An 18,646-nucleotide genomic window follows, 5' to 3' on the forward strand; every position below is an offset into this window, starting at 1 on the left:
AAATTATTTTATACTAACGCTTAGTTAATTTTTACCAGCGTACGGCCCTGGATCTGATTGTTAATAATGGCCTCGGCAAATTTTGGTGCGTCAGCCAGTGAAATCTCTTTTGCAGCCTGTGAGTAGAATGATTCCGGTAAATCGGCAACCAGACGTTGCCAGGCTTGCGTACGGCGCTCTGCTGGCGTCATCACCGAATCCACGCCCTGCAGGCGAACGTTACGCAGGATAAACGGCATGACGGTGGTTGGCAGGGTAAAACCGCCAGCCAGACCACACGCTGCCACACAGCCGCCGTAGTTCATTTGCGCCAGCACTTTTGCCAGTACTTTGTCGCCGACGGTGTCAATTGCCCCAGCCCAAAGCTGTTTTTCCAGTGGGCGGGATTCAGCAAATTCATCACGCGGCAGAATTCGGCTAGCACCTAAACTTTTCAGATATTCATGGGTACTTTCGCGACCGGAAACAGCAACCACCTGATAACCTAACTTATGCAACAGCGCCACGGCAGTGCTGCCAACGCCGCCACTGGCGCCCGTCACCACAATCTCGCCATCTTGTGGACGAATACCGGCATCTTCCAGTGCCAGCACGCACAGCATGGCGGTAAACCCAGCAGTACCAATAATCATCGCTTTACGCGCGTCCAGACCTTGCGGCATGGCAACCAACCAGTCACCTTTCACGCGCGCTTGTTCTGCCAGTCCGCCCCAATGATTTTCACCAACTCCCCAGCCCGTGAGTAACACTTCTTGACCGGCATGAAAACGAGGATCTTCACTGGCGCGTACGGTTCCGGCGAAGTCGATGCCAGGAATCATCGGAAAATTGCGGATTATTTTTCCTTTACCGGTTATTGCCAGCGCATCTTTATAATTCAGGCTCGACCAGTGGACATCGACCGTCACATCGCCTTCCGGCAGGCGACTTGCGTCCAGAGTCTGTACAGATGCGAGGGTTTTGCCGTCCTGCTGTTCTAAAAGTAACGCCTGCATAAGAAGTCCTCATGTGCATGATGGATTGGAAAATAATTTCTGGAGACTATACTCGCTAATTGAAAAGCAAAGTCGATGAAGCGCAATAAATTGCGAGATAAATCTGATTTGCTAGTATGCCCGCTTCCTCACTATCGGAGTTAACACAAGGATGAGATTAACGACGAAATTTTCGGCCTTTGTCACGCTGCTCACCGGGTTAACAATCTTTGTGACTCTGATGGGCTGCTCGTTAAGTTTCTATAACGCGATTCAATATAAGTTTAGCCATCGCGTTCAGGCGGTGGCTACAGCGATCGATACGCACCTGGTGTCGTCTGATTTCAGCTCGCTGAAGCCAAAAATCAGTGAACTGATGATGTCGGCAGATATCGTTCGCGTGGACCTGTTGCACGATAACAAGCAGGTTTATACCCTTTCCCGTCAGGGGAGTTACCGCCCTGTTGGTACCAGCGATCTGTTTCGCGAACTGACCGTTCCGTTAGTTAAACATCCGGGGATGTCGCTACGTCTGGTTTATCAGGACCCAATGGGAAACTATTTTCACTCGCTGATGACCACCGCGCCGCTCACTGGGGCAATTGGTTTTATCATTATTATGCTCTTCCTTGCAGTACGCTGGCTGCAGCGGCAACTTGCCGGGCAAGAACTACTGGAAACCCGCTCGACGCGCATCTTAAACGGGGAGCGTGGACCGAATGTGCTTGGCTCCATTTATGAATGGCCGCCAGGGACCAGCAGTGCGCTGGATATGTTGCTTTCAGAAATTCAGAATGCGCGTGAACAGCACAGTCGTCTTGATACGCTGATTCGCTCTTACGCCGCGCAGGACATCAAAACCGGCCTCAATAACCGTCTCTTTTTCGACAACCAGTTGGCTACATTACTGGAAGATCAGGAGAAGGTAGGAACTCACGGGATAGTGATGATGATCCGTCTACCTGATTTCAATATGTTGAGCGACACGTGGGGACACAGCCAGGCCGAAGAACAGCTCTTCACTCTGACGAATCTGCTGTCGACATTTATGATGCGCTATCCAGGCGCACTGCTGGCGCGCTATCACCGTAGCGATTTTGCTGCGCTGTTGCCGCATCGGACTTTAAAAGAGGCGGAGAGCATTGCCGGGCAGTTGATCAAAGCGGTTGATACCTTACCGAGCAATAAAATGCTCGATCGTGAAGATATGATTCATATCGGCATCTGTGCCTGGCGTAGTGGCCAGGAAACAGAACAGGTGATGGAACATGCCGAATCCGCCACGCGTAATGCAGGATTGCAGGGCGGTAATAGCTGGGCGATTTACGATGACTCATTACCAGAAAAAGGGCGCGGCAACGTTCGCTGGCGTACGCTAATTGAACAAATGTTGAGTCGTGGCGGTCCGCGACTTTATCAAAAACCAGCGGTCACCAGGGAGGGGCAGGTTCATCATCGCGAAATTATGTGTCGCATCTTTGATGGTAATGAAGAGGTTAGCTCGGCGGAATATATGCCGATGGTGTTGCAGTTTGGTTTATCGGAAGAGTATGACCGCCTGCAAATCAGTCGTCTCATCCCGCTGTTACGCTATTGGCCGCAAGAAAATCTGGCGATTCAGGTGACTGTTGAGTCGTTGATCCGCCCGCGTTTCCAGCGTTGGCTGCGCGATACGTTGATGCAGTGTGAAAAATCACAACGAAAACGCATAATTATTGAACTTGCAGAGGCTGATGTTGGTCAACATATCGGTCGCTTGCAACCTGTCATTCGTTTGGTGAATGCTTTAGGGGTTCGAGTCGCCGTTAACCAGGCTGGATTGACGCTGGTAAGTACCAGTTGGATCAAAGAACTGAATGTCGAATTACTCAAGCTTCATCCGGGGCTGGTAAGAAATATTGAGAAGCGAACGGAAAACCAATTGTTGGTTCAGAGCATGGTAGAAGCCTGTTCCGGGACCAATACCCAGGTTTACGCCACTGGCGTACGTTCGCGAAGCGAGTGGCAGACCCTGATTCAGCGCGGGGTTTTGGGTGGCCAGGGGGATTTTTTCGCGTCCTCACAGCCACTTGATACTAACGTGAAAAAATATTCACAAAGATACTCGGTTTAACCTGCCGTTTGATCCGTTTTCACGTAGAATAACGCGCGCTGCGTTTCGTGGGAGTGTGCTTATCTGCTCGCCAGATTGTTGCAGCACATATGCAGATGAATGACCTTACGCAGTTGCAAACAGGCGAGGAATGCTGTTGACGCATTTAGCCTTATCTGGACTCAGGCAGAGATTTGTAACAAAGGAAACGAACTGCACTAATTTTCACCGTAGCAGATGATTTTTGCGCCTTGTCGCTGCTGCGTGTGGTTGGTAAAGTAAGCGGATTTTCTTTTCCGCCCCAGCTTTCAGGATTATCCCTTAGTATGTTGAAAAAATTTCGTGGCATGTTTTCCAATGACTTGTCCATTGACTTGGGTACTGCGAATACCCTCATTTATGTAAAAGGACAAGGCATCGTATTGAATGAGCCTTCCGTTGTGGCCATTCGTCAGGATCGTGCCGGTTCACCAAAAAGCGTGGCTGCAGTAGGTCATGACGCGAAGCAGATGCTGGGCCGTACGCCGGGCAATATTGCTGCTATTCGCCCAATGAAAGATGGCGTAATCGCTGACTTCTTCGTGACTGAAAAAATGCTCCAGCACTTCATTAAGCAAGTGCACAGCAACAGCTTTATGCGTCCAAGCCCGCGCGTTCTGGTTTGTGTGCCGGTTGGCGCAACCCAGGTTGAACGCCGCGCAATCCGTGAATCCGCGCAGGGCGCTGGCGCCCGTGAAGTGTTCCTGATTGAAGAGCCGATGGCCGCGGCAATTGGTGCCGGTCTGCCGGTTTCTGAAGCGACCGGTTCTATGGTGGTTGATATCGGCGGTGGTACTACTGAAGTTGCCGTAATCTCGCTGAATGGCGTGGTTTACTCCTCTTCTGTACGCATCGGCGGCGACCGCTTCGACGAAGCAATTATCAACTATGTTCGTCGTAACTACGGTTCCTTGATCGGTGAAGCGACAGCAGAGCGTATTAAACACGAAATCGGTTCGGCTTATCCGGGCGATGAAGTGCGTGAAATTGAAGTTCGTGGTCGTAACCTGGCTGAAGGCGTTCCACGCGGCTTTACTCTGAATTCCAACGAAATCCTCGAAGCGCTGCAAGAGCCACTGACCGGCATCGTTAGCGCAGTGATGGTTGCACTGGAACAGTGTCCGCCGGAACTGGCTTCCGACATCTCTGAGCGCGGAATGGTGCTCACTGGCGGTGGCGCATTGCTGCGTAACCTTGACCGTTTATTAATGGAAGAAACCGGCATTCCAGTCGTTGTTGCTGAAGATCCGCTGACCTGTGTGGCGCGCGGTGGCGGCAAGGCGCTGGAAATGATCGACATGCACGGCGGCGACCTGTTCAGCGAAGAGTAATCGGATGCAGGCAGGGGAAACGTCTGTTCATCCTGCCTGGTCTGATACGAGAATACGCATAACTTATGAAGCCAATTTTTAGCCGTGGCCCGTCGCTACAGATTCGCCTTATTCTGGCGGTGCTGGTGGCGCTCGGCATTATTATTGCCGACAGCCGCCTGGGGACTTTCAGTCAAATCCGTACCTATATGGATACCGCTGTCAGTCCTTTCTACTTTATTTCCAATGCTCCTCGTGAATTGCTGGATGGCGTATCGCAGACGCTGGCCTCGCGTGACCAATTAGAACTTGAAAACCGGGCGTTACGTCAGGAGTTGCTGCTGAAAAACAGCGATCTGCTGATGTTGGGACAATATAAACAGGAGAACGCGCGCTTGCGTGAGCTTCTGGGTTCTCCGCTGCGTCAGGACGAGCAGAAGATGGTGACCCAGGTTATCTCTACTGTTAACGATCCGTACAGCGATCAGGTTGTTATTGACAAAGGCAGTGTCAACGGTGTTTACGAAGGCCAGCCAGTCATTAGCGATAAAGGTGTGGTCGGCCAGGTGGTGGCGGTCGCAAAACTGACCAGCCGCGTACTATTGATCTGCGACGCGACCCATGCGTTGCCGATTCAGGTGCTGCGTAACGATATCCGCGTTATCGCGGCGGGTAATGGGTGTACTGATGATTTACAGCTTGAGCACCTGCCAGCAAATACTGATATTCGTGTTGGTGATGTATTGGTGACTTCAGGTCTGGGCGGTCGTTTCCCGGAAGGTTATCCGGTGGCGGTTGTCTCTTCCGTGAAACTCGATACCCAGCGCGCATATACCGTGATTCAGGCGCGTCCGACTGCGGGACTGCAACGTTTACGTTATCTGCTTCTGTTGTGGGGGGCGGATCGTAACGGGGCCAACCCGATGACGCCGGAAGAGGTGCATCGCGTTGCTAATGAACGCCTGATGCAAATGATGCCGCAGGTGTTGCCTTCGCCAGATGCAATGGGGCCAAAACTGCCTGAACCGGCAACGGGAATTACCCAGCCAAGCCCGCAGCAACCTGCAACGGGTACTGCCGCTGACCGCTCTCCACAAAGGGCTACGCCGCCGCAAAGTGGTACTCAACCACCTGCGCGTACGCCAGGAGGGCAATAGTGGCGAGCTATCGTAGCCAGGGGCGCTGGGTTATCTGGCTCTCTTTCCTCATTGCGTTATTACTGCAAATTATGCCCTGGCCGGATAATCTTATCGTTTTCCGGCCTAACTGGGTTTTGCTCATCTTATTGTATTGGAGCCTCGCCTTACCCCACCGCGTAAATGTGGGCACAGGTTTTGTGATGGGTGCCATACTGGATCTGATCAGTGGTTCCACGCTCGGTGTACGGGCGTTGTCGATGAGTATCATTGCTTATCTGGTCGCGCTGAAATTCCAGCTGTTCCGTAATCTGGCATTGTGGCAGCAGGCGCTGGTCGTCATGTTGCTTTCGTTGGTTGTGGATATTATTGTTTTCTGGGCAGAGTTTTTAGTGATCAACGTCTCTTTCAGACCGGAAGTGTTCTGGAGTAGTGTAGTCAATGGCATGCTCTGGCCGTGGATTTTCATGCTGATGCGCAAAATTCGTCAGCAGTTTGCAGTGCAATAAAGGTTTCTATGACTTCTCTGTATTTAGCTTCCGGTTCTCCGCGTCGGCAGGAGTTACTTGCGCAACTTGGCGTTTCCTTTGAACGTATTGTTACGGGCATTGAGGAGCAACGCTTTCCGCAGGAGAGCGCGCAGCAGTACGTTGTGCGCCTGGCGCGCGAGAAAGCGCAGGCGGGCGTCGAGCAAGCCGCGCAGGACCTCCCGGTGCTGGGTGCGGATACCATTGTGATTCTGAACGGTGAAGTACTGGAGAAACCGCGTGATGCAGATCATGCGGTGCAGATGTTGCGCAAATTATCGGGGCAGACCCATCAGGTTATGACAGCAGTGGCGCTGGCCGACAGCCAGTACATTCTCGATTGCCTGGTGGTGACCGATGTGACTTTCAGAACGTTAACAGACGAAGATATCGCTGGCTACGTCGCCAGCGGTGAACCGTTAGATAAAGCAGGTGCATACGGTATTCAGGGCCTTGGTGGTTGTTTTGTCAGGAAGATAAATGGCAGCTATCACGCCGTAGTCGGCTTACCGCTGGTTGAAACGTGTGAATTATTGAGTAATTTTAACGCACTGCGTGAGAAAAGGGATAAACATGACGGCTGAATTGTTGGTAAACGTAACGCCTTCGGAAACACGAGTGGCGTATATTGATGGCGGTATTCTGCAGGAAATTCATATTGAACGTGAGGCGCGACGCGGAATAGTAGGCAATATCTACAAGGGTCGTGTAAGTCGCGTACTTCCGGGTATGCAGGCGGCTTTTGTAGATATTGGGCTGGATAAAGCTGCGTTTCTACACGCTTCTGACATCATGCCGCATACCGAATGTGTAGCGGGTGAAGAACAAAAGCAATTCACGGTGCGCGACATTTCGGAACTGGTCCGGCAGGGGCAAGACCTGATGGTGCAGGTAGTGAAAGATCCTCTGGGTACTAAAGGCGCGCGCCTGACCACGGACATCACGCTGCCTTCCCGTTACCTGGTATTTATGCCAGGAGCGTCCCACGTAGGGGTTTCCCAACGCATCGAAAGTGAATCCGAACGTGATCGCCTGAAAAAAGTGGTTGCCGAGTATTGCGACGAGCAGGGCGGATTTATCATCCGTACCGCGGCAGAAGGCGTAGGTGAAGCTGAACTAGCCTCCGATGCCGCTTATCTGAAGCGTGTCTGGACCAAAGTCATGGAGCGTAAAAAGCGCCCACAGACGCGTTATCAACTGTACGGTGAGCTGGCGCTGGCGCAGCGTGTGCTGCGTGATTTTGCCGATGCCGAGCTGGACCGCATTCGCGTTGACTCACGCCTGACTTACGAAGCATTACTTGAGTTCACCTCGGAATACATCCCCGAGATGACCAGCAAGCTGGAGCATTACACGGGGCGCCAGCCGATTTTCGATCTCTTTGATGTCGAAAACGAGATTCAGCGGGCGCTGGAACGCAAAGTTGAGTTGAAGTCTGGCGGTTATCTGATTATTGACCAGACCGAAGCGATGACCACCGTGGACATCAATACAGGGGCGTTTGTCGGTCATCGCAATCTGGACGACACTATCTTCAATACTAATATTGAGGCAACGCAGGCCATTGCTCGCCAGCTACGGTTGCGTAACCTTGGCGGGATTATCATTATTGATTTCATCGATATGAATAATGAAGATCACCGCCGTCGGGTGCTGCATTCGCTGGAACAGGCGTTGAGCAAAGACCGGGTGAAAACCAGCGTTAACGGCTTCTCTGCGCTGGGGCTGGTGGAAATGACACGTAAACGCACCCGCGAAAGTATTGAACATGTACTGTGTAACGAATGCCCAACTTGCCACGGTCGCGGAACGGTGAAAACGGTGGAAACGGTATGCTATGAAATCATGCGTGAGATTGTTCGCGTACACCATGCTTACGACTCCGACCGTTTCCTGGTCTATGCTTCTCCAGCGGTTGCTGAAGCGTTGAAAGGCGAAGAGTCGCACTCGCTGGCGGAAGTGGAAATTTTCGTGGGTAAGCAGGTTAAAGTACAAATCGAACCGCTCTACAACCAGGAGCAGTTTGACGTCGTCATGATGTAAACAAATGCTGGGCCGCCATCCGGCAAAGGGTTTTTGAGTCACATTTTTAGCAGACAAGGAGTGACGGGTGAGGCGATTGCCGGGGATTTTACTGCTTACTGGAGCCGCGCTCGTTGTGATCGCCGCGCTGCTGGTCAGCGGCCTGCGTATTGCTTTGCCGCACCTTGATGCCTGGCGTCCAGAAATCCTCAATAAAATTGAATCCGCTACCGGCATGCCGGTGGAAGCCAGCCAGCTTTCCGCCAGCTGGCAGAATTTTGGCCCCACGCTTGAAGCTCACGACATTCGCGCAGAGCTGAAAGATGGCGGCGAGTTTTCCGTTAAGCGCGTCACTCTCGCGCTGGATGTCTGGCAGAGCCTGTTGCATATGCGCTGGCAGTTTCGCGATCTTACTTTCTGGCAATTGCGTTTTCGCACCAATACGCCTATCACCAGTAGCGGCGGTAATGACAGCCTTGAAGCAAGCCACATCAGCGATCTTTTTCTCCATCAATTCGATCACTTCGATCTCCGCGATAGTGAAGTCAGCTTTCTGACGCCATCCGGTCAACGCGCGGAACTGGCGATCCCACAGCTCACCTGGCTTAACGATCCACGTCGTCACCGCGCGGAAGGCCAGGTAAGTCTCTCCAGCCTGACCGGGCAGCACGGTGTGATGCAAGTGCGCATGGATTTGCGTGATGATGAAGGGCTGTTAAGTAATGGTCGCGTCTGGCTACAGGCTGATGATATTGACCTGAAGCCGTGGCTGGGCAAATGGATGCAGGACAACATTGCGCTGGAAACGGCGCAATTCTCCCTTGAAGGCTGGATGACGATCGACAAAGGCGATGTGACCGGCGGCGACGTCTGGCTGAAACAGGGCGGTGCCAGCTGGTTGGGCGAGAAGCAAATGCATTCGCTGTCGGTAGATAATCTCACCGCACACATTACGCGTGAACATCCTGGCTGGCAGTTTTCTATTCCCGATACCCGTATCACCATGGATGGCAAACGCTGGCCGAGTGGGGCATTGACGCTGGCCTGGATACCGGAACAGGATGTTGGCGGAAAGAATAATACACGCAGTGATGAACTGCGGATTCGCGCCAGCAATCTGGAACTGGCGGGACTGGAAGGCGTACGTCCGCTGGCAGCGAAGCTTTCTCATGCGCTGGGAGACATTTGGCGGTCAACGCAACCGCGCGGCAAAATTAACACGCTGGCGCTGGATATCCCGCTTCAGGCGGCTGGAAAGACCCGTTTTCAGGCATCGTGGAGCGATCTGGCCTGGAAACAATGGAAATTATTGCCAGGTGCGGAACACTTCTCCGGGACGCTTTCCGGTAGCGTAGAGAATGGTTTGCTTACCGTGTCGATGAAAAAGGCAAAGATGCCTTACGAAACAGTTTTCCGCGCACCGCTGGAAATTGCTGACGGTAAGGCGACCCTAAGCTGGCTGAATAACGACAAAGGTTTCCAGCTTGATGGCCGCAACATTGATGTTAAAGCCAAAGCCGTCCATGCACGCGGCGGTTTCCGTTACCTGCAACCGGCTAATGATGAACCCTGGCTGGGCATTCTGGCGGGTATCAGTACCGATGATGGTTCACAAGCGTGGCGCTATTTCCCAGAAAATCTGATGGGGAAAGAGTTAGTCGATTACTTAAGTGGCGCAATTCAGGGCGGTGAAGCGGATAACGCGACGCTGGTTTATGGCGGCAATCCACATCTTTTCCCCTACAAACACAATGAAGGTCAGTTTGAGGTGCTGGTACCGCTGCGTAACGCGAAGTTTGCCTTCCAGCCAGACTGGCCTGCGTTAACTAATCTTGATATTGAACTGGACTTCATAAACGACGGTTTATGGATGAAAACCGATGGCGTCAATCTGGGTGGCGTGCGCGCGAGTAATCTCACCGCAGTGATCCCTGACTACTCGAAAGAAAAATTGCTGATTGATGCTGACATTAAAGGTCCGGGCAAAGCTGTTGGTCCTTACTTTGATGAAACGCCGCTGAAAGATTCCCTGGGGGCAACCCTGCAAGAGCTTCAGCTCGACGGCGATGTGAATGCTCGCTTACATCTTGATATCCCATTGAACGGCGAACTGGTTACAGCGAAAGGCGAAGTGACGCTGCGTAATAACAGTCTGTTTATCAAACCGCTTGATAGCACGCTGAAAAATTTGAGCGGTAAATTCAGCTTTATCAATGGCGATCTGCAAAGCGAACCACTGACAGCAAGCTGGTTTAATCAGCCACTGAACGTGGATTTTTCCACCAAAGAAGGGGCGAAAGCCTACCAGGTCGCGGTAAATCTCAACGGTAACTGGCAACCAGCGAAAACCGGCGTTCTGCCTGAAGCGGTGAATGAAGCGTTAAGCGGCAGCGTGGCCTGGGATGGTAAAGTGGGCATTGAGCTGCCTTATCATGCTGGCGCAACGTATAACGTAGAACTGAACGGTGATCTGAAGAATGTGAGTAGTCACTTACCTTCACCGTTAGCCAAACCCGCTGGCGAACCGCTGCCGGTTAACATTAAGGTCGATGGCAACCTCAATAGCTTTGAATTAACCGGACAGGCTGGCGCGGATAACCATTTCAATAGCCGCTGGTTGCTCGGTCAAAAGCTGACGCTCGATCGCGCTATCTGGGCGGCAGACAGTAAAACGCTTCCACCGTTACCGGAACAAAGTGGTGTTGAGTTAAATATGCCACCGATGGATGGTGCCGAGTGGCTGGCACTTTTCCAGAAAGGCGCGACGGATAAAGTAGGTAGTGCGGTGAGTTTTCCCCAGCACATTACGTTGCGTACGCCAGCGTTGTCGTTGGGGAATCAGCAATGGAATAACCTGAGTATAGTTTCGCAACCAATGGCAAATGGCACTCAGGTCGAGGCGCAAGGACGTGAAATCAACGCTACGCTGGCAATGCGCAATAACGCGCCGTGGCTGGCGACGATTAAATATCTCTATTACAACCCCAGCGTGGCGAAAACCAGTGGTGACTCCACGCCGTCATCACCTTTCCCAACAACGGAACGCATTAGCTTCCGTGGCTGGCCGGATGCGCAAATACGTTGCGCAGAATGTTGGTTCTGGGGGCAAAAACTCGGTCGCATCGACAGCGATATCACCATTTCTGGCGATACATTAACGCTGACTAACGGACTTATTGATACTGGCTTTTCACGGCTTTCTGCCGATGGCGAGTGGGTCAACAATCCGGGTAACGAACGCACCTCGCTGAAAGGAAAACTACGCGGGCAGAAAATTGATGCCGCTGCTGAATTTTTTGGTGTCACGACGCCAATACGCCAGTCGTCATTTAATGTGGATTACGATTTACACTGGCGGAAAGCGCCGTGGCAGCCGGATGAGGCAACGTTGAATGGCATCATCCATACTCAACTGGGCAAAGGTGAAATTACCGACATCAGCACCGGACACGCAGGGCAATTGCTGCGCTTATTGAGCGTCGATGCTCTGATGCGTAAGCTGCGCTTTGATTTCAGGGATACCTTTGGCGAAGGTTTCTATTTTGACTCCATTCGCAGCACGGCGTGGATTAAAGACGGTGTTATGCACACTGATGACACGCTGGTGGATGGCCTGGAAGCGGATATCGCCATGAAAGGGTCGGTGAATCTGGTACGCCGAGATCTGAATATGGAAGCGGTTGTCGCACCAGAAATTTCCGCGACGGTGGGTGTGGCTGCGGCCTTTGCGGTTAACCCCATTGTCGGCGCGGCGGTGTTTGCCGCCAGTAAAGTGTTGGGGCCGCTCTGGAGCAAAGTCTCCATTTTGCGCTATCACATTTCTGGTCCGCTGGACGATCCGCAAATCAACGAAGTATTGCGCCAACCGCGTAAAGAAAAAGCGCAATGATTTGACGATGGCGCGTAATTGCCCCAATCTCAGTAAAGAGCCATTGCCAATGAGCCGGAACATAACCGTAGGCAGGATAAGGCGTTCACGCTGCATCCGGCAGCCGTAAAAAATCCTCTACCGAAGTAACTAATGAGTAACAAAAACGATGAGTCTGAACCTGGTAAGTGAACAATTGCTAGCGGCGAACGGCCTGAAACATCAGGATTTGTTCGCGATCCTCGGTCAACTGGCCGAACGTCGCCTCGATTACGGCGATCTCTATTTTCAGTCGAGCTATCACGAATCCTGGGTTTTAGAAGACCGCATTATCAAAGATGGTTCTTACAACATCGATCAGGGCGTTGGCGTGCGTGCAATCAGCGGCGAAAAAACCGGTTTTGCTTACGCTGACCAAATCAGCCTGCTGGCCCTGGAACAGAGCGCGCAAGCGGCGCGTACCATTGTCCGTGACAGTGGCGATGGCAAAGTACAGACGCTGGGCGCGGTAGAGCATAGCCCGCTGTATACCTCGCTTGATCCGCTGCAAAGCATGAGTCGCGAGGAGAAACTGGATATTTTACGTCGCGTCGATAAAGTTGCTCGCGAAGCCGACAAGCGCGTACAGGAAGTGACTGCCAGCCTCAGTGGCGTCTATGAATTAATTTTGGTTGCCGCGACTGACGGCACCCTGGCGGCAGATGTGCGTCCACTGGTGCGCCTCTCAGTAAGCGTTCTGGTCGAAGAAGACGGTAAACGCGAACGCGGTGCCAGCGGCGGCGGTGGTCGTTTTGGTTATGAATTTTTCCTTGCCGATCTCGATGGTGAAGTCCGTGCGGATGCATGGGCGAAAGAAGCAGTGCGTATGGCGCTGGTTAATCTTTCTGCCGTTGCCGCGCCTGCGGGCACCATGCCGGTCGTTCTCGGCGCAGGCTGGCCAGGTGTGCTGTTGCATGAAGCGGTAGGTCACGGTCTGGAAGGCGACTTTAACCGCCGTGGCACTTCGGTCTTTAGTGGCCAGGTCGGCGAACTGGTAGCATCTGAACTGTGTACGGTAGTGGATGATGGCACGATGGTTGATCGCCGTGGTTCGGTGGCGATTGATGACGAAGGTACGCCGGGTCAGTACAACGTGCTGATTGAAAATGGGATCCTGAAAGGTTACATGCAGGATAAACTCAACGCTCGCTTAATGGGTATGGCACCGACCGGTAATGGTCGTCGTGAATCCTATGCTCACCTGCCCATGCCGCGTATGACCAACACCTACATGCTGCCAGGTAAATCGACGCCGCAGGAAATCATTGAATCCGTCGAGTATGGCATCTATGCGCCGAACTTCGGCGGCGGTCAGGTGGATATCACCTCCGGTAAATTTGTCTTCTCCACCTCAGAAGCGTATCTGATTGAAAACGGCAAAGTGACGAAACCGGTGAAAGGCGCAACGCTGATTGGTTCCGGTATCGAAACCATGCAGCAAATTTCGATGGTGGGCAACGACCTGAAACTGGATAACGGTGTAGGTGTCTGTGGTAAAGAAGGGCAGAGTGTGCCAGTTGGCGTGGGCCAGCCAACGCTCAAAGTCGATAACCTGACTGTTGGCGGTACCGCGTAATAATTTCAGTATTTTCAGAAGGATAATTAATCCTTCCTCGTGCACGAACGGTCCCCTCGCCCCTTTGGGGAGAGGGTTAGGGTGAGGGGAACCCGTTGGTGCAGGGTTGAACAACGTGACAGTTCAATATGAATTACTGCTCTTTCCCGCGCCCGTGCATCTCCTGAAACAATTTACCGACCTCGACAAAATAATCCGTCAGTGAGTTGATCACGACTTGCACCTTCAGTGGCAGCTTATCTTTTTCGGTATATAGGGCATAAACCGGGCGTGGATCCGACTGGTAACGCGGCAGCAGGATCTCCAGCTCCCCACGATTGATCTCATTGATCACCCACATCAGCGGTACATACGCGATCCCCGCTCCTGCCGTTAACCAGCGCACCAGCGTCATAGGATCGTTAGTGACAAAGCGTCCTTGTGGGATGAGGCGAGTCGAGATCCCTTCTGGCGCGATCAGTTCAAATTCATTGTCCGGACGCACGCTGTATTCAAGCCATGAATGACTACTTAAATCGGCAGGTTTTTCCGGTACGCCATACTGTGTGAGATAGCTTTTAGCGGCGCACACCACCATCGGCATCGCCCCCAGACGGCGGGAAAACAGGCTGGAATCCTGCAACGCGCCGACGCGGATCACCACATCCAGACCGTCGGCAATCAGGTCGGGTGCAGGAATTCCGGTAACCAGATTGACGCTTAACCCAGGGTACTCTCTCAACATTTTTGCCGTCAGCCCAGCGAGAACATTTTGAGCCATAGTTGAAGAACAGCCAATGCGCAGTGTCCCGATAGGTGTGTTATTAAATGCATACAACTGCTCATGAACATCCTGCACTTCATGGAGCATCCGACGACAGCCCTGGTAATAAATTTTTCCTGCCTCTGTCAGACCAATGCTGCGCGTGCTGCGGTTTAGCAGCTTCACTTGCAACTCATCTTCCAGTTTAGACACCGTCTGACTGATGGATGAAACGCTCATTTGAAGCTGTCTGGCGGCGGCGGTAAACGAACCAAATTCAACCACTTTGGCGAAAACCGACATGCGTTTTAGTCGTTCCATTATTCACTCTGACTTAAAAGTGATTTAGATCACATAATATAGATAACAGCATAACAGTTACGCTAATATATTAAATATCAATCTACAGCAATGTTGCTCTCGCCCGGCTTTCCATGCCCTTCTCTGCGGCGACAGATGCTGAAAATAATAACACCTGCTCTCTCTATACAACCAAGGTCAACATGAGTCTGTTTCCCGTTATCGTGGTGTTTGGGCTGTCCTTCCCACCGATATTTTTCGAATTGCTTTTATCACTAGCGATTTTCTGGCTGGTGCGCCGGGTCCTTGTGCCAACAGGTATCTACGACTTTGTCTGGCATCCGGCGCTGTTCAACACCGCGCTCTATTGCTGTTTGTTTTATTTGATATCGCGACTGTTCGTTTGAGGTTGAAGTGAAAACACTAATAAGAAAATTCTCCCGTACGGCCATCACGGTCGTATTAGTCATTCTGGCTTTCATCGCAATTTTTCGTGCCTGGGTCTATTACACCGAATCCCCGTGGACGCGTGACGCGCGCTTTAGCGCCGATGTGGTTGCGATCGCGCCGGACGTTTCTGGACTCATTACCCAGGTGAATGTTCATGATAACCAGCTGGTGAAAAAAGGACAGGTACTGTTCACCATCGACCAGCCACGCTACCAAAAGGCCCTCGAAGAAGCGGAAGCTGATGTTGCCTATTATCAGGTACTGGCGCAGGAAAAACGCCAGGAGGCTGGACGTCGCAACCGTCTCGGCATACAGGCGATGTCTCGCGAAGAGATCGACCAGGCCAATAACGTGCTGCAAACGGTTCTGCATCAGTTAGCGAAAGCGCAGGCAACCCGCGATCTGGCAAAACTGGATCTTGAACGTACAGTGATCCGCGCACCAGCGGATGGCTGGGTGACCAATCTCAATGTCTATACCGGTGAATTTATTACGCGTGGTTCAACGGCTGTAGCGCTGGTGAAACAGAACTCCTTCTATGTGCTGGCCTATATGGAAGAAACCAAGCTGGAAGGGGTACGTTCTGGATATCGCGCAGAAATTACGCCGCTTGGCAGCAACAAAGTTCTGAAAGGAACTGTCGATAGCGTCGCCGCAGGGGTAACAAACGCCAGCAGCACGCGTGATGATAAAGGTATGGCGACCATCGACTCCAACCTTGAATGGGTACGTCTGGCGCAACGTGTGCCGGTACGAATTCGCCTCGACAACCAGCAAGACAATATCTGGCCAGCGGGCACTACCGCCACCGTGGTCGTCACTGGCAAACAGGATCGCGACGAAAGTCAGGATTCATTCTTCCGTAAAATGGCCCATCGCCTGCGTGAGTTTGGTTAATTACGATGGGTATTTTCTCCATTGCTAACCAACATATTCGCTTCGCGGTAAAACTGGCGACCGCCATTGTGCTGGCGCTGTTTGTTGGCTTTCATTTTCAGCTTGAAACACCACGCTGGGCTGTACTGACTGCGGCGATTGTTGCCGCCGGTCCGGCCTTTGCGGCCGGTGGCGAACCGTACTCTGGCGCCATCCGCTATCGCGGCTTTTTGCGCATCATCGGTACATTTATAGGTTGTATTGCCGGGCTGGTGATCATTATTGCGATGATCCGTGCGCCATTGTTGATGATTCTGGTGTGCTGTATCTGGGCCGGTTTTTGTACCTGGATCTCCTCGCTGGTCCGAGTAGAGAACTCCTATGCGTGGGGGCTTGCCGGTTATACTGCGCTGATCATTGTGATCACTATTCAGCCAGAACCGCTGCTGACGCCGCAGTTTGCCGTTGAACGTTGCAGTGAAATCGTCATTGGTATTGTGTGTGCTATTGTGGCGGATCTGCTCTTTTCTCCACGATCGATCAAACAAGAAGTGGATCGAGAGCTGGAAAGTTTGCTGGTGGCGCAATATCAACTAATGCAATTATGCATCAAACATGGTGATGGCGAGATTGTTGATAAGGCCTGGGGCGACCTGGTTCGCCGCACCACGGCGTTGCAAGGGATGCGTAGCAACCTGAACATGGAATCTTCCCGTTGGGCGCGCGCCAATCGGCGTTTAAAAGCGATCAACACGTTGTCGCTGACGCTGATCACCCAGTCCTGCGAAACTTATCTCATTCAGAACACGCGTCCGGAGTTGATCACCGATACCTTCCGCGAATTTTTTGACACGCCGGTAGAAACTGCACAGGACGTCCATAAGCAGCTAAAACGCCTGCGACGAGTGATTGCCTGGACCGGGGAACGTGAAACACCCATCACTATTTATAGCTGGGTAGCGGCGGCAACGCGTTATCAGTTGCTCAAGCGAGGCGTCATCAGTAACACCAAAATTAACGCCACTGAAGAAGAGATCCTGCAAGGCGAGCCGGAAGTAAAAGTAGAATCCGCCGAGCGTCATCATGCAATGGTTAACTTCTGGCGTACCACACTGTCCTGCATGCTGGGTACTTTGTTCTGGCTGTGGACCGGATGGACCTCCGGCAGTGGCGCAATGGTGATGATTGCCGTCGTAACGTCGCTGGCAATGCGTCTGCCTAATCCTCGCATGGTGGCGATCGACTTTATCTACGGCACGGTAGCGGCGCTACCGTTAGGACTGCTCTATTTCCTGGTGATTATCCCCAATACCCAACAGAGTATGTTGCTGCTGTGCATTAGCCTGGCGGTGCTGGGATTCTTCCTTGGTATTGAAGTGCAGAAACGGCGGTTGGGATCGATGGGCGCGCTGGCCAGTACCATTAATATTATCGTGTTGGATAACCCGATGACCTTTCAGTTCAGTCAGTTTCTCGATAGCGCACTGGGGCAAATCGTGGGCTGTGTGCTGGCGTTCACCGTCATTCTACTGGTGCGGGATAAATCGCGCGACAGAACAGGACGCGTGCTGCTTAATCAGTTTGTTTCTGCCGCTGTTTCCGCGATGACTACCAATGTCGCCCGGCGTAAAGAGAACCATCTGCCTGCGCTTTATCAGCAGTTGTTTTTGCTGATGAATAAATTTCCCGGCGATTTGCCGAAGTTTCGCCTGGCGTTAACGATGATTATCGCTCACCAGCGATTGCGTGATGCGCCGATACCCGTGAATGATGATTTATCGGCATTTCACCGACAAATGCGCCGCACAGCGGACCACGTGATTTCTGCCCGCAGCGATGACAAACGCCGTCGTTACTTCGGTCAGTTGCTGGAAGAACTGGAAATCTACCAGGAAAAGCTACGCATCTGGCAAGCGCCGCCGCAGGTCACGGAACCGGTGCATCGGCTTATCGGTATGCTCCATAAGTATCAGCATGCGTTGACCGATAATTAAGTCAAAGCCGACGCCAAAAGCGTCGGTTTTTTCATGGCTATACTTAGCGATGATCGGCAGAACTTTTCGCGAAACGTGACGGTGGCAAGAGATGAATATCTATAGCTTTGATTTTGATGAGATTGAGAGTCAGGAGGACTTTTATCGCGACTTTAGCCACACCTTTGGTCTGGATAAAGATATGGTGCGCGATCTCGACTCTCTATGGGACGTATTAATGAATGATGTTCTGCCGCTACCACTGGAGATTGAATTTGTTCATTTGGGGGAGAAAACGCGTCGGCGTTTTGGCGCGTTAATATTACTGTTTGATGAGGCGGAGGAAGAGCTGGAAGGGCATTTGCGTTTTAATGTTCGTCACTAGCGCAAAAAAAGCCCCCGAACCGGGGGCAATATCGTCGGACAAGACGATGAGGGTTTATTTGTACAGTTCAGCTGTGGCGTGCCAGGTATCGCCGCTACGCGCTTCGGTAATCTGGTAAGCAGTCGCGCCTTTCTCTTCCGCTTTTTTGTTCAGCATTTCACGCATATCCATTGGAGAAGATGCTACACCGCTGACGGACACGGTGCCGATAGCTTCACGATTTTGTGCTTGAGAAGCATCAATGGAGTCGGCAGCGAAAGCTCCGAAAGAGAGAACAGAGAGCATACTTAACGCAGCAACAGTGGTTTTGATTTTCATGATTTTTACCTCGACATAA

At 52.1% G+C, this 18,646-nt stretch carries 15 protein-coding genes; 12 read left to right on the forward strand and 3 right to left on the reverse strand.

Annotation, left to right across the window (positions count from 1 at the left end):
- Positions 1 to 20: 20 nt before the first annotated feature.
- On the reverse strand, positions 21 to 995 hold the full coding sequence (locus D9742_RS11575) for an MDR family oxidoreductase (protein ID WP_130237002.1): 975 nt from the start codon (positions 993 to 995) through the stop codon (positions 21 to 23).
- Positions 996 to 1,146: 151 nt separating this feature from the next.
- Between D9742_RS11575 and csrD the strand changes: the two genes are divergently transcribed.
- The 8 genes from csrD (at position 1,147) to tldD (ending at position 13,583) form a co-directional block, all read left to right on the forward strand.
- Positions 1,147 to 3,087, forward strand: a complete 1,941-nt coding sequence (csrD, locus tag D9742_RS11580; RefSeq protein ID WP_130237003.1) for an RNase E specificity factor CsrD — start codon at positions 1,147 to 1,149, stop codon at positions 3,085 to 3,087.
- Positions 3,088 to 3,392: 305 nt separating this feature from the next.
- Positions 3,393 to 4,436: a rod shape-determining protein MreB gene (gene mreB, locus D9742_RS11585; protein ID WP_000913396.1), complete on the forward strand. Its 1,044-nt coding sequence runs from the start codon at positions 3,393 to 3,395 to the stop codon at positions 4,434 to 4,436.
- Positions 4,437 to 4,501: 65 nt separating this feature from the next.
- Positions 4,502 to 5,572 (forward strand): rod shape-determining protein MreC, encoded by a 1,071-nt coding sequence (mreC, locus tag D9742_RS11590; RefSeq protein ID WP_130204516.1) that lies wholly within the window; start codon positions 4,502 to 4,504, stop codon positions 5,570 to 5,572.
- Complete coding sequence (mreD, locus tag D9742_RS11595; RefSeq protein ID WP_130237004.1) at positions 5,572 to 6,060, forward strand: rod shape-determining protein MreD; 489 nt, start codon at positions 5,572 to 5,574, stop codon at positions 6,058 to 6,060. Before mreC ends, mreD begins: the two co-directional genes overlap by 1 nt.
- 8 nt (positions 6,061 to 6,068) lie before the next feature.
- Entirely contained in the window at positions 6,069 to 6,662 is a 594-nt protein-coding gene (gene yhdE, locus D9742_RS11600; protein ID WP_130237005.1) for a nucleoside triphosphate pyrophosphatase YhdE, read from the forward strand.
- Complete coding sequence (gene rng / locus D9742_RS11605) at positions 6,652 to 8,121, forward strand: ribonuclease G (RefSeq protein WP_064529486.1); 1,470 nt, start codon at positions 6,652 to 6,654, stop codon at positions 8,119 to 8,121. Before yhdE ends, rng begins: the two co-directional genes overlap by 11 nt.
- A gap of 67 nt (positions 8,122 to 8,188) precedes the next feature.
- Complete coding sequence (gene yhdP, locus D9742_RS11610; protein ID WP_130237006.1) at positions 8,189 to 11,989, forward strand: AsmA2 domain-containing protein YhdP; 3,801 nt, start codon at positions 8,189 to 8,191, stop codon at positions 11,987 to 11,989.
- 148 nt (positions 11,990 to 12,137) lie between these two features.
- On the forward strand, positions 12,138 to 13,583 hold the full coding sequence (tldD, locus tag D9742_RS11615) for a metalloprotease TldD (RefSeq protein ID WP_130237007.1): 1,446 nt from the start codon (positions 12,138 to 12,140) through the stop codon (positions 13,581 to 13,583).
- A 133-nt stretch (positions 13,584 to 13,716) separates the two neighbouring features.
- Here the strand turns inward: tldD and aaeR are convergent, their stop codons facing one another.
- Positions 13,717 to 14,646: an HTH-type transcriptional activator AaeR gene (gene aaeR, locus D9742_RS11620; protein WP_130237008.1), complete on the reverse strand. Its 930-nt coding sequence runs from the start codon at positions 14,644 to 14,646 to the stop codon at positions 13,717 to 13,719.
- A gap of 182 nt (positions 14,647 to 14,828) precedes the next feature.
- Here aaeR and aaeX point away from each other — a divergent pair, with 182 nt between their 5' ends.
- The 4 genes from aaeX to D9742_RS11640 all read left to right on the forward strand — a co-directional run bounded on the left by aaeX (position 14,829) and on the right by D9742_RS11640 (position 18,309).
- Positions 14,829 to 15,032, forward strand: coding sequence for a p-hydroxybenzoic acid efflux pump operon protein AaeX (aaeX, locus tag D9742_RS11625; RefSeq protein WP_000051841.1), 204 nt, complete (start codon positions 14,829 to 14,831; stop codon positions 15,030 to 15,032).
- 7 nt (positions 15,033 to 15,039) lie between these two features.
- Positions 15,040 to 15,972 (forward strand): p-hydroxybenzoic acid efflux pump subunit AaeA, encoded by a 933-nt coding sequence (gene aaeA / locus D9742_RS11630; protein ID WP_130237009.1) that lies wholly within the window; start codon positions 15,040 to 15,042, stop codon positions 15,970 to 15,972.
- Between the two features lie 5 nt (positions 15,973 to 15,977).
- Positions 15,978 to 17,945, forward strand: coding sequence for a p-hydroxybenzoic acid efflux pump subunit AaeB (gene aaeB, locus D9742_RS11635; RefSeq protein WP_130237010.1), 1,968 nt, complete (start codon positions 15,978 to 15,980; stop codon positions 17,943 to 17,945).
- 91 nt (positions 17,946 to 18,036) lie between these two features.
- Positions 18,037 to 18,309 (forward strand): barstar family protein, encoded by a 273-nt coding sequence (locus tag D9742_RS11640; RefSeq protein ID WP_130237011.1) that lies wholly within the window; start codon positions 18,037 to 18,039, stop codon positions 18,307 to 18,309.
- Between the two features lie 54 nt (positions 18,310 to 18,363).
- On the opposite strand, the gene yhcN is transcribed toward D9742_RS11640, so the two are convergent.
- The gene (gene yhcN / locus D9742_RS11645; protein ID WP_130237012.1) at positions 18,364 to 18,627 is read right to left on the reverse strand and encodes a peroxide/acid stress response protein YhcN; all 264 of its coding nucleotides are present in this window, start codon (positions 18,625 to 18,627) and stop codon (positions 18,364 to 18,366) included.
- Positions 18,628 to 18,646 lie beyond the last annotated feature (19 nt).

It is taken from the genome of Escherichia sp. E1V33 (genome assembly GCF_004211955.1).
Lineage (GTDB): Bacteria > Pseudomonadota > Gammaproteobacteria > Enterobacterales > Enterobacteriaceae > Escherichia.

What these genes read in the sequence shown, in the direction of transcription:
- D9742_RS11575 (WP_130237002.1), bottom strand. Translation starts at nt 995, where the DNA reads ATGCAGGCGTTACTTTTAGAACAGCAGGACGGCAAAACCCTCGCATCT.
- csrD (WP_130237003.1), top strand. Translation starts at nt 1,147, where the DNA reads ATGAGATTAACGACGAAATTTTCGGCCTTTGTCACGCTGCTCACCGGG.
- mreB (WP_000913396.1), top strand. Translation starts at nt 3,393, where the DNA reads ATGTTGAAAAAATTTCGTGGCATGTTTTCCAATGACTTGTCCATTGAC.
- mreC (WP_130204516.1), top strand. Translation starts at nt 4,502, where the DNA reads ATGAAGCCAATTTTTAGCCGTGGCCCGTCGCTACAGATTCGCCTTATT.
- yhdE (WP_130237005.1), top strand. Translation starts at nt 6,069, where the DNA reads ATGACTTCTCTGTATTTAGCTTCCGGTTCTCCGCGTCGGCAGGAGTTA.
- rng (WP_064529486.1), top strand. Translation starts at nt 6,652, where the DNA reads ATGACGGCTGAATTGTTGGTAAACGTAACGCCTTCGGAAACACGAGTG.
- tldD (WP_130237007.1), top strand. Translation starts at nt 12,138, where the DNA reads ATGAGTCTGAACCTGGTAAGTGAACAATTGCTAGCGGCGAACGGCCTG.
- aaeR (WP_130237008.1), bottom strand. Translation starts at nt 14,646, where the DNA reads ATGGAACGACTAAAACGCATGTCGGTTTTCGCCAAAGTGGTTGAATTT.
- aaeX (WP_000051841.1), top strand. Translation starts at nt 14,829, where the DNA reads ATGAGTCTGTTTCCCGTTATCGTGGTGTTTGGGCTGTCCTTCCCACCG.
- aaeB (WP_130237010.1), top strand. Translation starts at nt 15,978, where the DNA reads ATGGGTATTTTCTCCATTGCTAACCAACATATTCGCTTCGCGGTAAAA.
- D9742_RS11640 (WP_130237011.1), top strand. Translation starts at nt 18,037, where the DNA reads ATGAATATCTATAGCTTTGATTTTGATGAGATTGAGAGTCAGGAGGAC.
- yhcN (WP_130237012.1), bottom strand. Translation starts at nt 18,627, where the DNA reads ATGAAAATCAAAACCACTGTTGCTGCGTTAAGTATGCTCTCTGTTCTC.